The sequence below is a fragment of the Pseudomonas sp. ERMR1:02 genome (assembly GCF_002277815.1).
GTDB lineage: Bacteria > Pseudomonadota > Gammaproteobacteria > Pseudomonadales > Pseudomonadaceae > Aquipseudomonas.
In genome coordinates this window covers 32,452-44,776 of the sequence record NZ_NKJI01000001.1, presented here as the reverse complement: position 1 = coordinate 44,776, position 12,325 = coordinate 32,452, and the positions used below count along the sequence as shown (strand labels likewise).

At 59.4% G+C, this 12,325-nt stretch carries 13 protein-coding genes; 3 read left to right on the top strand and 10 right to left on the bottom strand.

The features are described from left to right. The first annotated feature begins 1 nt into the window (after position 1). Positions 2 to 775 carry a MetQ/NlpA family ABC transporter substrate-binding protein gene (locus tag CES87_RS00240; RefSeq protein WP_128604465.1) on the top strand — a complete coding sequence of 258 codons (774 nt, stop codon included), beginning with the start codon at positions 2 to 4 and terminating at the stop codon, positions 773 to 775. A gap of 146 nt (positions 776 to 921) precedes the next feature. Here CES87_RS00240 and CES87_RS00235 read toward each other — a convergent pair whose 3' ends face one another. From CES87_RS00235 to CES87_RS00215, 5 genes are read right to left on the bottom strand one after another with little or no spacing between them, the layout of a single operon-like run. Then, positions 922 to 1,557, bottom strand: a complete 636-nt coding sequence (locus CES87_RS00235) for an SCO family protein (RefSeq protein ID WP_128604464.1) — start codon at positions 1,555 to 1,557, stop codon at positions 922 to 924. Next, on the bottom strand, positions 1,554 to 2,453 hold the full coding sequence (gene cyoE / locus CES87_RS00230; RefSeq protein WP_128604463.1) for a heme o synthase: 900 nt from the start codon (positions 2,451 to 2,453) through the stop codon (positions 1,554 to 1,556). The genes CES87_RS00235 and cyoE overlap by 4 nt, the downstream gene beginning before the upstream one ends. Continuing rightward, entirely contained in the window at positions 2,441 to 3,514 is a 1,074-nt protein-coding gene (locus CES87_RS00225; RefSeq protein WP_128604462.1) for a heme A synthase, read from the bottom strand. Before CES87_RS00225 ends, cyoE begins: the two co-directional genes overlap by 13 nt. Positions 3,515 to 3,524: 10 nt before the next feature. Next, positions 3,525 to 4,118: a hypothetical protein gene (locus CES87_RS00220; RefSeq protein ID WP_128604461.1), complete on the bottom strand. Its 594-nt coding sequence runs from the start codon at positions 4,116 to 4,118 to the stop codon at positions 3,525 to 3,527. After that, positions 4,084 to 4,824, bottom strand: coding sequence for an SURF1 family protein (locus tag CES87_RS00215; protein WP_128604460.1), 741 nt, complete (start codon positions 4,822 to 4,824; stop codon positions 4,084 to 4,086). The genes CES87_RS00220 and CES87_RS00215 overlap by 35 nt, the downstream gene beginning before the upstream one ends. Before the next feature lie 70 nt (positions 4,825 to 4,894). Here CES87_RS00215 and CES87_RS00210 point away from each other — a divergent pair, with 70 nt between their 5' ends. After that, positions 4,895 to 5,098 carry a twin transmembrane helix small protein gene (locus CES87_RS00210; protein WP_096514058.1) on the top strand — a complete coding sequence of 68 codons (204 nt, stop codon included), beginning with the start codon at positions 4,895 to 4,897 and terminating at the stop codon, positions 5,096 to 5,098. Between the two features lie 96 nt (positions 5,099 to 5,194). Here the strand turns inward: CES87_RS00210 and CES87_RS00205 are convergent, their stop codons facing one another. From CES87_RS00205 to coxB, 4 genes are all read right to left on the bottom strand, one after another. Continuing rightward, positions 5,195 to 6,082 carry a cytochrome c oxidase subunit 3 gene (locus CES87_RS00205; RefSeq protein ID WP_128604459.1) on the bottom strand — a complete coding sequence of 296 codons (888 nt, stop codon included), beginning with the start codon at positions 6,080 to 6,082 and terminating at the stop codon, positions 5,195 to 5,197. Between the two features lie 25 nt (positions 6,083 to 6,107). Continuing rightward, positions 6,108 to 6,659, bottom strand: a complete 552-nt coding sequence (locus tag CES87_RS00200) for a cytochrome c oxidase assembly protein (protein WP_128604458.1) — start codon at positions 6,657 to 6,659, stop codon at positions 6,108 to 6,110. Positions 6,660 to 6,794: 135 nt separating this feature from the next. Beyond that, positions 6,795 to 8,387, bottom strand: a complete 1,593-nt coding sequence (gene ctaD, locus CES87_RS00195) for a cytochrome c oxidase subunit I (RefSeq protein ID WP_128604457.1) — start codon at positions 8,385 to 8,387, stop codon at positions 6,795 to 6,797. 82 nt (positions 8,388 to 8,469) lie between these two features. Next, the gene (coxB, locus tag CES87_RS00190; RefSeq protein WP_128604456.1) at positions 8,470 to 9,597 is read right to left on the bottom strand and encodes a cytochrome c oxidase subunit II; all 1,128 of its coding nucleotides are present in this window, start codon (positions 9,595 to 9,597) and stop codon (positions 8,470 to 8,472) included. A 371-nt stretch (positions 9,598 to 9,968) separates the two neighbouring features. On the opposite strand from coxB, the gene CES87_RS00185 reads away from it, so the two are divergent. Next, positions 9,969 to 10,619, top strand: coding sequence for a hypothetical protein (locus tag CES87_RS00185; protein ID WP_128604455.1), 651 nt, complete (start codon positions 9,969 to 9,971; stop codon positions 10,617 to 10,619). Between the two features lie 109 nt (positions 10,620 to 10,728). Here the strand turns inward: CES87_RS00185 and CES87_RS00180 are convergent, their stop codons facing one another. Beyond that, positions 10,729 to 12,234 carry a SulP family inorganic anion transporter gene (locus tag CES87_RS00180; RefSeq protein WP_128604454.1) on the bottom strand — a complete coding sequence of 502 codons (1,506 nt, stop codon included), beginning with the start codon at positions 12,232 to 12,234 and terminating at the stop codon, positions 10,729 to 10,731. Between the last annotated feature and the right edge of the window lie 91 nt (positions 12,235 to 12,325).

Here is a 12,325-nt window from a genome sequence, read left to right as displayed (position 1 = left end):
AATGAAAAAACTACTCGTCGCCTTCGCTGCCGTCGCAGCCTTTTCCGCCCACGCTGCCGATACCCTGACTGTCGCAGCCACACCAGTCCCGCACGCGGAAATCCTCGAGTTCGTTAAACCGGCTCTGGCCAAGGAAGGCGTGGACCTGAAGGTCAAGGTCTTCACCGACTACATCCAGCCGAACGTGCAGGTGGCGGAAAAACGTCTGGACGCCAACTTCTTCCAGCACCAGCCGTATCTCAACGAGTTCAACAAGGCCAAGGGTACCAATCTGGTGTCGGTTGCCGGCGTGCACCTCGAACCTCTGGGCGCGTACTCCAGCAAGTACAAAGCGCTGACCGAACTGCCTGGTGGCGCCACTGTAGTGATCCCGAACGACGCCACCAACGGCGGCCGCGCGCTGTTGCTGCTGGCCAAGGCCGGCCTGATCAAATTGAAGGATTCGAACAACATCCTGTCGACCGTCAAAGACATCACCGAGAACACCAAAGACCTGAAATTCCGTGAACTGGAAGCCGCGACCATCCCGCGCGTGCTGACCCAGGTCGATCTGGCGCTGATCAACACCAACTACGCGCTGGAAGCCAAGCTCGATCCGGCCAAGGACGCACTGGTCATCGAAGGCAGCGACTCGCCTTACGTAAACATCCTCGTTGCCCGTCCGGACGACAAGGACAGCGACGCGATGAAGAAACTGGTTGCTGCACTGCACAGTCCGGAAGTGAAGGCATTCATCATCGAGAAGTACAAAGGCGCGGTAGTGCCGGCGTTCTGATCTGCTGATGCAACGAAAAAGGGGACGCCATGAGCGTCCCCTTTTTTGTGCTGAAACACTACACCCTCTGTAGGAGCCGGCTTGTCGGCGAAGGCGTCTGTGAGATTGCCATCGCCAGCAAGCCGGCTCCTACAGGGGTGTGGTGGTTATTTACGGTTAAGCATCACTGGCAACTGCGCCACCAGTTTCTGGTTGTTCAACGGCGCCCGAATGAACCCACGCTGCGTTCCATCCGGCCCGATCACCGCGAGGTTGCCGCTGTGGTCGACGGTGTAGTTTGGCTTGCTGGTGTCCGCCGGAATGAACGGGATGCTCACAGCATTGGCCACTTTTTGCAGCTCCTCGGTCGACGTCGGCGTCAGGCCGATGAATTGCGGATCGAAATAACCCAGGTACTGCTTGAGTTGCTTGGGCGTATCGCGGTTTGGGTCGACGCTGACCAGGATGATTTGCAACTTGTTCACAGCTTCGGGCGCCAGTTCGCTCTTGATCTGGCGCAGCTGGGCGAGGGTGGTCGGACAAATGTCCGGGCAGAAGGTGTAGCCGAAGAACAACAGTGACCACTTGCCCTTGAGCTCGTTGATCGCCACCGGTTTGCCGTCCTGATCGGTCATCGTCACATCCGGCAGATTGCGGCTTTGCGGCAGCAGGATGATGCCAGCATCGATCAACGCCGTCGGGTCACCCTGGCCTTTCCCGGACAGCACTTTATTGATAGTCAGGCCCAGGACCAGCGCGATCAGGGCGACAAGAATGAAGACGGTTTTTTGGGTTCGGGTCATAGGTTCAACAATAAGTAGTGGTCTACGAGCAGGGCGATGAACAGCAGGAACAAGTAGTAAATAGAGTACTTGAAGGTGCTGATCGCCGCGTGCGGCCGAGTGCCACGGTACAGCACCACGGCCCATTGCAGAAACCTCGCGCCCAGGCCGATGGCGCAAATCAGGTAGAGCAGGCCGCTCATGTGGATCACGTACGGCATCAGGCTGACGGCCAGCAGAGCGCCGGTATAAAGCAGGATATGCACCTTGGTGTAATGCTCGCCGTGGGTCACCGGCAGCATCGGGATGTCAGCCTTGGCGTATTCCTCTTTGCGGTGAATGGCCAGCGCCCAGAAGTGCGGCGGGGTCCAGGCGAAGATGATCAGCACCAACAACAATGGTTCAGCGCTGACATGGCCGGTGGCGGCGGTCCAGCCCAGCAGTGGCGGGGCAGCACCGGCGAGGCCGCCGATGACGATGTTCTGCGGCGTCGCGCGTTTGAGAAACCCCGTATAGACCACGGCATAGCCGAGCAGTGAAGCAAGCGTTAGCCAAGCCGTCAGCGGGTTGGTGAACGCCAGTAGCAGACCCTGCCCAAGTACCGCCAGCACCAATGCGAACGTCAGTGCAGCAGTCGGTGATACTCGCCCTTCGGCCAATGGCCGCTTGTGGGTGCGCGCCATCACCGCATCGATCCGCCGATCCACCACGTGATTCACCGCTGCCGCGCCGCCCGCGCACAACGCAATCCCCAGATTGCCGAACACCAGCACGGTCCATGGCACCCCGGCGCGGGTCGCGAGGAACATCCCCACCAGCGAAGTGATGAGCATCAGCACCACCACTTTGGGCTTGGTCAGTTCCAGGTAGTCACGCCAGATCGCCTGACTGTGCCGCTCGCCGATCAGAATCGCCATGGCATCTCTCCTTTTATTGTTATAGGCCCGGCTGAATGTTTACGCGGGCTGAAGCGCCAGCGAGTCGGCTGCTTGACCCGAACCAGACTGGTTCGCGCGTGATAGTTGACCAGCACCATCGTCAGCAACAGCGCCGCGCCGCCGGCGTTGTGCGCCACTGCCACCGGTAGCGGCAGATGAAACAGCACATTGCTGATGCCAAGGGTGATTTGAGCGGCGAGGGCGATCAATACCAGTCCCGCCAGGCGCGTCATGCCGACCACCTTCAATTGCCAGGCCAGGCCGAGCAACACCAGCGTCACCAGCAATGCGCCGATGCGATGTGTCAGGTGAATCGCGGTGCGGGCATCGCTGTCCAGTTGCCCGCCGAGATAGTTCGGGCCGATGTGCTGAGTCAGGTGAAAGCCGTTTGCGAAATCAGCTGGTGGCAGCCATTGCCCGTGGCAAGTCGGAAAGTCGATGCATGCCACGGCGGCATAGTTGGAACTGACCCAGCCGCCGAGGGCGATCTGCCCGATCACCAGCAACAGCCCGGCGGTCGCCCAGTACTGCAAGCGACGTGGCACCGTCAGCGCCGGCAGCACGCCGGACAGGCGCAAAGTCAGCAGGAACAACAGGCTCAACGTGGCGAACCCGCCGAGCAAATGCCCGGTCACCACTTGCGGCCAGAGTTTGAGCGTCACCGTCCACATGCCGAACGCTGCCTGGGCGAACACCACCGCCAGCAGGAACAGCGGCAGCTTCACCGGTTGCCCCGGATGCCGACGATGGACCCAGGCCCGACCGGCCAATACCGAAATCAGCAAGCCAAGGGTGCCTGCGAAGTAGCGGTGGACCATCTCGTTCCAGCCCTTATGAGCCTCCACCGGAGCGTCCGGGAAATGCAGTTCGGCATGGGCCAGTTGGACTTCGCTTTTCGGCACGCTGATAAAGCCATAGCAACCGGGCCAGTCCGGGCAGCCGAGGCCGGCGTGGGTCAGGCGGGTGTAGGCGCCGAGCAACACCACAATCAGTGCCAGGAAGGTGGCAAACAGCGCGAGGCGAAATCCAGGTTTGGCCATGACGATGCCCTTATCCGATGTTCGACAGTTTCAGCAGGTGCCGCAGGTCATTGAGCAAATCCTTGCCTTTGACCGACGGGTCGTAGCGCAGCACCAGATTGCCGTGGGGGTCGATGATCCACAGTTGCGGCGCGGTTTTCTCGCCCATGGCCTTGCTGAAGGTGGTCAGGTCCAGCGGATAGCGCTGTAACTGAGGATACTCCCGAGTCAGCTTGGCGTCGTAATCACCGCTCAGCGGCTGTGCCGAGGCGATTGCATGACTGGCTCGCCCGGTATCGGGGCCCAGGCCGATCTGAATCTGCCGCGCCAGATAAACCAGTTGCTGACAATCCACGGAACACTCCTTGGGCGCGGTCACCAGCAACTGCCAGCGTTGTTCATCGGCCTGCACGCCGAGGTTGGCTCGGGTCTGGCCGTTGCCTATCAGCTCGCCGTGATAACTGCGGCCGTCCGGCACCCAGAACTGCAATTTGTACATGCCGGTGGCGAGGATCATCGGACCGACCACGCCGAGCACGATCAGCAGCAGCTGCAAACGCCCCTTGCGCCGACTCGCTGGCGATTTTGCCTCAGACATGCTGGGTGGATTCATGGCCGCTCCCATGGTGTTTCTCCTTTGCGTTGTGCCAGCCGAGGTAGACATAAAGGCCGAACAGGGCGATCGACATGGCGAACCACTGCACGGCATAAGCGATGTGTTTTTCGGGGCCCATGGCAACGACGGGCCAATCGGCCCGGTAAGTCGCGGGTCCGTTTTCTGCGCGTAACTCGTAGGCAAAGCCTTCGCGGCCCAGGGCTTTCCAGAGTGTGTTCGGGTCAACGGCCGTCAGCAGTTTTGGCCAGGTGCTGGTGCTTGGGTCGGCGTGGAGCTGGAAGGTCGCGCCGGGGGGAACGTAGACCCAAGCGTCGAGGCTCAAGGTGTCCGCGGGCGTAGTGAATTGTGGCGCTGTACGACGGTCCGGCCATGGCAGCCAGCCGCGGTTGACCAGCAGCCACAGCCCGGTCGCCTGATCCTGAAACGGTTGCAGCAACTCCACCCCGACCTTGCCGTCGCGCTGACGGTTATCCAGCAACAGACTGTGAGTTGCATCGAACTGGCCGTGCAGGCGAACCCGGCGGAAGGCCGGATCTGAGCGGTGTTGCAGTTCGGTACTGGCCATCGGCTCGGCTGCCCGGCGCTCGGTGTAGCTTTGCAGCAGCGCGCTTTTCTCCGCGCCCCGGCTCAATTGCCAGAACCCGAGCGACATCAACAGCGGCAGCAGGAGTGCAACCACCAGTGTCGGTACAACGCCCGGCCGAAAGCGCTTCATGGCGTCGCCAGAAAGTCGGTCAGCGCGATAGCTATACTCAAATGCATCGCTTGTCCCCCGGAGTTCCACCATGCTCAAAGCAGCTATCGTCCTGATGCTGATTGCCACGGTTGTCAGCCTGTTCAGCGGCCTGTTTTTTCTGGTCAAGGACGACAGTAGTTCAAACCGCCTCGTCATTGCCTTGAGTGTCCGTGTTGCCTTGGCCGCCTGTACCGTTGGCTTAATAGCCTGGGGTTTTTTCAGCGGCCAGCTTGTCTCTCACGCACCGTGGTAGCTGTAGGAGCGAGCTTGCTTGCGATGGTAGCCAACGATAACGCTGAGAACCTGACACCCCGCGATCTTCTCGGGTTCTTCGCGAGCAAGCTCGCTCCTACAGTACATAAACGAAAACGAACAGCCCGATCCACACCACATCCACGAAGTGCCAGTACCAACTCGCCGCCTCGAAACCGAACTGATGGTCATTGTCGAAGTGCCCGCGCATGATCCGCATCAGCATCACGAACAGGATGATGGTGCCAATGGTCACGTGCGCGCCGTGGAACCCGGTGAGCATGAAGAACGTGGCGCCATAGATGCCTGAGCCCAGGGTCAGGCCCAGTTCGTGGTAGGCGTGCATGTATTCTTCAGCCTGGAAGGTGAGGAACGCACAGCCCAGCAGCACGGTGAGCGCCAGCCAGAGCTTCAACGCGCCGCGATGGCCTTTTTTCAAAGCATGGTGGGCGATGGTCACGGTGACGCTGGAGCTGACCAGCAATACGGTATTGAGCAGCGGCAGACCCCAGGGGCTGATGACTTCTTTGGGTGGGGGGAACAGTTTGGAGTCCGGATTGTTTAGCAGCGGCCAGGTGAACTCGAAGTTTGGCCATAGCATGTGTGCAATGCCTTTTACGCCTTCGCCACCGAGCGCGGGGCCGGAAACGTGGCGCACATAAAACAGCGCGCCGAAGAAGGCGATGAAGAACATGACTTCCGAGAAGATGAACCAGCTCATACCCCAGCGAAACGAGCGATCCATTTGAGCGCTGTACAACCCGCTGCGACTTTCCTTGATCACCGTGCCGAACCAGCCGAACAACATGTAGGCCAGCAGCAGGCCGCCAACGAAGAAGATCAGCGGGCCATGGGATTCCGGCCGCGCGGCTTTCAGATCGTTGAACCAGGTGCCCAGGCCGAACACAGTGGTGACCATACCGACCGTGGCGATGATCGGCCATTTGCTCTGGGCCGGAACGTAATAGTGTTCATGAGTTGCCATTTATTGTTCTCCTTATCGGGCACGCTCAACCGCCAGTGTTTACAGCGACCGGTGGATGTCGGGCGGTGATATCGAACAGCGTGTAGGACAGCGTCAGGTGCTTCACATCCTTGGGCATGTCGCGGTCAACGATGAACCGTACCGGCATCTCGATCCGTTGACCGGGCTGCAGCACTTGCTGGGTAAAGCAGAAACATTCAGTTTTGTGGAAGTACGCCGCCGCCGTGCTGGGCGCGATGCTCGGGACGGCCTGGGCACTCATCGGGCGGTCGGTGGGGTTGTGCGCAATGAAGATCATCTCGCTCACCGCCCCCGGGTTGGCCGTCAGCTCATCGCTCTTCGGATAGAAATCCCAGGGCATGTCGACGGAGTTGGTCGTCAGGAACTGCACGCGAACCTGCCGCGAGGCATCGACCGTCTGCTCGCCCTCGTACTGCCCAGCGGTCTTGCCGTTGATGCCGAATGCCTTGCACATCACGTCGTAGATCGGCACCAGAGCAAACCCGAAGACAAACATCGCTACGACCACCAGCAACAGCCGGGTGACCAGTTTCTTCATCGAAATCGAGTCAGCCATGATTTCAGACCCCTGTAGGAGCGAGCATGCTCGCGATGGTCGTTAACGATGACGCTGGGTGCCTGAAACCCCACGGCGCTCTCGGTTTTTTCGCGAGCATGCTCGCTCCTACAGTAGTGGCGGCAGCCAAGGTGTTCATTTCACTTCCGGCGGCGTGGTGAAGGTGTGATACGGCGCCGGTGACGGAATGCTCCACTCCAGGCCTTCGGCTCCGTCCCACGGTTTGGCCGGTGCTGGCGGGCCGCCGCGAATGGTCTTGATCACGATGAACAGGAAGAAGATCTGCGTGGCACCGAACATGAAGGCGCCGATCGACGACACCATATTGAAGTCGGCGAATTGCAGGTTGTAGTCCGGAATCCGCCGCGGCATGCCCGCCAGCCCTACGAAGTGCATCGGGAAGAAGGCCATGTTCATGCCGATGAACGACAGCCAGAAATGCAGCTTTCCGAGGGTTTCGTCGTACATGTGGCCGGTCCATTTCGGCATCCAGTAGTAGGCCGAAGCGAAGATCCCGAAGATCGCTCCCGGCACTAGTACGTAGTGGAAGTGCGCGACCACGAAGTAGGTGTCCTGATACTGGAAGTCCGCCGGGGCGATAGCCAGCATCAACCCTGAGAAACCGCCGATGGAGAACAGGATCACAAACGCCACCGCGAACAGCATCGGTGTCTCGAAGGTCAGTGAGCCCTGCCACATGGTGCTGGCCCAGTTGAACACCTTCACTCCGGTGGGTACCGCGATCAGCAGCGTCGCGTACATGAAGAACAGCTCGCCCACCAGCGGAATGCCGACCACGAACATATGGTGCGCCCAGACGATGAACGACAGGAACGCGATACTCGCGGTGGCGTAAACCATCGATGTGTAGCCGAACAGCGGTTTGCGCGAAAAGGCCGGGATGATCGAGCTGACGGCACCGAAGGCCGGCAGGATCATGATGTACACCTCGGGATGACCGAAGAACCAGAACACATGCTGGAACAACACCGGATCACCGCCACCGGCGGCACTGAAGAAGCTGGTGCCAAAGTGGATGTCCATCAGCATCATCGTCACGCAACCAGCCAGCACCGGCATCACTGCAATGAGCAGGAATGCGGTGATCAGCCAGGTCCAGACGAACAGCGGCATTTTCATCAACGTCATGCCGGGGGCGCGCAGGTTGAGGATGGTGGCGATCACATTGATCGCGCCCATGATCGAACTGATCCCCATCAGGTGGATGGCGAAAATGAAGAAAGTCACGCTTTCGGGCGCGTAGGTCGTCGACAGCGGCGCGTAGAACGTCCAGCCGAAGTTCGGCCCGCCACCCGGCATGAACAAGGTCGAAACCAGCAAAATGAACGCCGCCGGCAACAGCCAGAAGCTGAAGTTGTTCATCCGCGGCAACGCCATGTCCGGTGCGCCGATCATCAGCGGGACCATCCAGTTGGCGAGACCGACGAAAGCCGGCATCACCGCGCCGAACACCATCACCAGACCGTGCATGGTGGTCATCTGGTTGAAGAATTCCGGCTGGACGATTTGCAACCCAGGCTGGAACAACTCAGCGCGAATTACCATCGCGAACGAGCCGCCAAGCAGGAACATGGAAAACGCAAACCACAGGTACAGCGTGCCGATATCCTTGTGGTTGGTGGTCAGCACCCAGCGCATCAGGCCTTTGGCAGGGCCGTGGGCGTGATCCGTGTGGGTATGAACAGGGTCATCGATTACAGCAGTCATGTTCTGTCTCCTGCAAACAGATGGACTGGGTGGGTTGGGGCGCGTTGCCCCGACCGGTTCCTGGTGTACGCAATAGACCGGGTCATTTGCTTTGCGCCTGTTTCAGCTCCAGCACTTCTTTTGGAGTGACCATGTCGCCCTTGTTGTTGCCCCAGGCGTTACGTTCGTAGGTCACGACCGCCGCTATGTCGACTTCCGAGAGCTGCTTGCCGAACGCGGCCATGGCGGTGCCGGGCTTGCCGTGGAAGACCAGGCTCAGGTGAGCTTCTTTCGGTCCGGTGGCGATTTTCGAGCCTTTGAGTGCCGGGAACATCGGCGGCAGACCCTGGCCTTCGGCCTGGTGACAGGCCACGCACGTGGTGTGATAGATCTTGTCGCCGCGCTCTTTGAGCTCGTCGAGCGTCCATTCCTTGCTGGTCAGCTCCTTGAGTTGCGCGGCCTCAGCCTTGCGCTCGCCCAGCCATTTTTCGTAATCGGCCTTTTGCTTGACCTCGACCACGATCGGCATGAATCCGTGATCCTTACCGCACAGCTCGGCGCACTGGCCACGGTAGATGCCGGGCTTGTCAATGCGGGTCCAGGCTTCGTTGACGAACCCCGGGATTGCGTCGCGCTTGACCGCAAAGGCCGGCACCCACCAGGAGTGGATCACGTCGGCGGACGTCACGAGGAAGCGCACCTTGGCGCCAATCGGCAGCACCAACGGCTTGTCGACCTCGAGCAAGTAGTGCTCGCCCTTGGTTTCCTTATTGTGGATCTGATCGGCGGGAGTGGTCAGGTTGCTGAAGAACTCAACGTCCTGGCCCAGGTATTTGTAGTGCCACTTCCACTGATAGCCTGTGACCTGGATATCGATATCCGGCTCACTGGCGTCGTACATCTTGATCAGCGTCGCGGTCGCCGGAACCGCCATGGCCACCAGAATGATGAAGGGCACGATGGTCCAGAGAATTTCGACAGTAGTGCTTTCATGAAATTTTGCGGCGACCTGCCCGGTCGAGCGGCGATGCAGAATCATCGACCAGAACATGGCCCCAAAGACGATGATGCCGATCACTACACAGATCCAGAAGATGGTCATGTGCAGGTCAAATACAGCGTGACTGATTTCAGTCGCTCCAGGCGCCATATTCACAGTCCAGGCCGCTTGCGCCTGACTGAAAATCGACCACAACAGGAGGCCCATCCAGACATGTGGATGTCGCATCATTGCGGGTTCCCCTTATCGTTCTTGTTATCCCGCCGGCTTTCACCTGCGGCAAGGGAGCGGCTGCATCAGACTACGAACTTGAATCGCCTGGCCTTGCTGCATTTGCAGTCGGGCGTCATCAGCTAACTCCATTCCAACCCGAGTATAGACAGCGACTCTCACCTCGCAATGTGAAGGCGTAAATCGTCTGAAACAGCATTAACTTGCGTTGCAGGTCACGAATGGAGAAGGATGCAGACGAGTGGTGGCAAACCGATATAACGGAGACGTCTCAAGGATGAAACAATTATGACAAATGCGTCTTAGCATTTTTCGTATGCCAGCTAAGTTATGTCTTCCCTAATTCATTGCCTTTGTTTCCTGGAGTTTTCATGAACACCGCCGCATTGCGCGAGCAGATCCAAAAAGCCCAACAACACGAAGCTGAAACCGGCCTGCTGACTCGTCAGCTGGAAGGCAAACTGCCTCATTTACACCCGGCGATCCAATTGCCGGAGACGGACGCCAACGGCGTGCTGACGCGTTTTGTCGCCGCCTATATCGAAGACGTTCCTGATTTGCTGGAAGCAGCCAATGAAGTCGCCAGGGAAGCGGGCATCGAGTCACAGATCAAACCGGTGCTGAAAATCGCCGAACAGTACTTCCTTCAGCCACCAGCGATCATGGCCGGGCACGTCGGGCTCGACAGCCTGCTGGATGAAGCCTATCTGGCGCATCGTTTTGTCGAAGAGGTCAACGACCTGTACATCAAGCATTTTGGCCAGCCACTGATCCCCTTGGACATGACTGTCGCCAACCTCATTGCCCACCAATTGATCGGTGAGGAATTTGCCAACCAACTGGACGAGGCGGTGCACCACGCCGTGGACGAGATGCTCAACGACGAAAGCTTTGCGCTGGAATCGGTCGAGGCGTATCGCGATAAGCTCAGCAGCCCGGACACCGGCGCCGCGTGGAAGCGCTGGCCGTGCATGTCCCGTCGTCTGGGCGTGGGCCTGGAGCTGGATCAGCCAGTCGCATAACCCCACAACCTCTGTAGGAGCGAGGCTTGCCCGCGAAGAACGATAACGCAGTCAGCCAGATAAATCGCGTCATCGTTCTTCGCGGGCAAGCCTCGCTCCTACAGGTTATCTATGCGGTCCTCAGCCGCCCCTCAAGCCTGCGCTTCAACCCACGCGACTCAATCAATAACTTTGAGCCCTTGGCCGCATTTGCCCGACCCCATTCCTCCAGCAACTCCAGACACGAGTGATCGATGTAGCTCAGGTTGTTGAGTGGCACATGCACCGTCGTGCCCGGCGCAATGCTATCGAGCACCCGGGTCAGCGCCGGCACTTTGAGGAAAGTCGCCGCACCCATCAGGCGTAACTCCATTTCGCCGTCCTGAGGCAGGTCGATCAGGCTGATTTTCAACCGTGAAGCCTTCAGCGCCAGTTTCACCAGGGTCAGGCCGAAACCGATCAGCACGCCGGTGAGCAAGTCAGTAAAAATGATCGCCAATGCCGTCGCGGCGTAGGTGAACATCGGCATCCGGCCATAGCGACCCAGACCGCGGAAGACCTTGAGGTCCACCAGTTTGAAACCGGTGTAAACCAACACACCGGCCAGGCTCGCCACCGGAATGCTTTGCAGCACGCTCGACAACAGCAGCACAAACCCCAGCAGCCAGAGCCCGTGGAAAATCGTCGAGTAGCGGGTGGTTGCACCGGCCTGAACGTTGGCGGAACTGCGCACAATCACTCCGGTCATCGGCAATGCGCCGAGCAATCCGCAAAGCATATTGCCCACGCCCTGGGCTGTCAGTTCGCGATCGAAGTCTGAGCGTTGGCCGCTGTGCATGCGATCCACGGCTGCGGCGGAGAGCAGGGTTTCGGCGCTGGCGATGAAAGCAACGGCGAAGGCTGCGATCAGAAGCGTGGGGTCGGCCAGATTGAGCAGGTCCGCAGGTTTGAGCCAGTCGATGGCCTCCGCCAGGTTGGCTGGAACTTCAACACGTTTGACGGGCAATGCCAGCATCAGACTGGCGATCGTCGCCAGACCGACCCCAAGCAACGCCCCGGGAATGAAGCGCAACGAGTGCGGGCGTAATTTTTCCCACAGCCACATCACGGCGATGGTCAAAAGTCCGAGCAGACCGGCCTGCCAGCCAAACGACGGCAGTGCCTGGGCCACCGTGCCGGGGAACGCCGTGAGGTTATCCAGGCCGGAGGGTTTCGGTGCGGCGTCGAGCATTACATGCACTTGCGAAAGCACGATCAGCACGCCAATCCCGGCGAGCATGCCGTACACCACCGCAGGTGCAGTGACGCGGAACCAGCAACCGAGCTTGAAGCGCCCGGCCAACAATTGTAGAAAGCCTGCCAATAGCAGGATCGGCCCGAGCATGGCCACACCGTGCTGGCGCACCAGTTCGAACACCAGAACAGCCAAACCTGCGGCGGGGCCGCTGACTTGCAGCGGAGAACCCGCCAACCAGCCCACGACCAGGCCACCAATGATTCCGGTGATCAGGCCTTTGGCAGGGGGAAGCCCCGAAGCGATGGCAATGCCCATGCACAGGGGCAGAGCGACCAGGAACACAACCACTGAAGCCAATAACTCTCGTGGCAGAACAGCTTTGAATTGCGCAGCACGCATAAGTGATTCTCCCGAAGTTTTCTTCAGGCATGGCAAAGCCAGGCTGCTTGATCAGCAGCCTCGCCAAACCACACGGGGATTTTTAGGAGTA

Excerpts from the sequence above, each read along its gene's own strand:
- CES87_RS00185 (WP_128604455.1), top strand. The coding sequence starts at position 9,969 with ATGAACACCGCCGCATTGCGCGAGCAGATCCAAAAAGCCCAACAACAC.
- CES87_RS00205 (WP_128604459.1), bottom strand. The coding sequence starts at position 6,082 with ATGGCAACTCATGAACACTATTACGTTCCGGCCCAGAGCAAATGGCCG.
- CES87_RS00225 (WP_128604462.1), bottom strand. The coding sequence starts at position 3,514 with ATGGCCAAACCTGGATTTCGCCTCGCGCTGTTTGCCACCTTCCTGGCA.
- CES87_RS00210 (WP_096514058.1), top strand. The coding sequence starts at position 4,895 with ATGCTCAAAGCAGCTATCGTCCTGATGCTGATTGCCACGGTTGTCAGC.
- CES87_RS00215 (WP_128604460.1), bottom strand. The coding sequence starts at position 4,824 with ATGAAGCGCTTTCGGCCGGGCGTTGTACCGACACTGGTGGTTGCACTC.
- ctaD (WP_128604457.1), bottom strand. The coding sequence starts at position 8,387 with ATGACTGCTGTAATCGATGACCCTGTTCATACCCACACGGATCACGCC.
- coxB (WP_128604456.1), bottom strand. The coding sequence starts at position 9,597 with ATGATGCGACATCCACATGTCTGGATGGGCCTCCTGTTGTGGTCGATT.
- cyoE (WP_128604463.1), bottom strand. The coding sequence starts at position 2,453 with ATGGCGATTCTGATCGGCGAGCGGCACAGTCAGGCGATCTGGCGTGAC.
- CES87_RS00180 (WP_128604454.1), bottom strand. The coding sequence starts at position 12,234 with ATGCGTGCTGCGCAATTCAAAGCTGTTCTGCCACGAGAGTTATTGGCT.
- CES87_RS00200 (WP_128604458.1), bottom strand. The coding sequence starts at position 6,659 with ATGGCTGACTCGATTTCGATGAAGAAACTGGTCACCCGGCTGTTGCTG.
- CES87_RS00220 (WP_128604461.1), bottom strand. The coding sequence starts at position 4,118 with ATGGGAGCGGCCATGAATCCACCCAGCATGTCTGAGGCAAAATCGCCA.
- CES87_RS00235 (WP_128604464.1), bottom strand. The coding sequence starts at position 1,557 with ATGACCCGAACCCAAAAAACCGTCTTCATTCTTGTCGCCCTGATCGCG.
- CES87_RS00240 (WP_128604465.1), top strand. The coding sequence starts at position 2 with ATGAAAAAACTACTCGTCGCCTTCGCTGCCGTCGCAGCCTTTTCCGCC.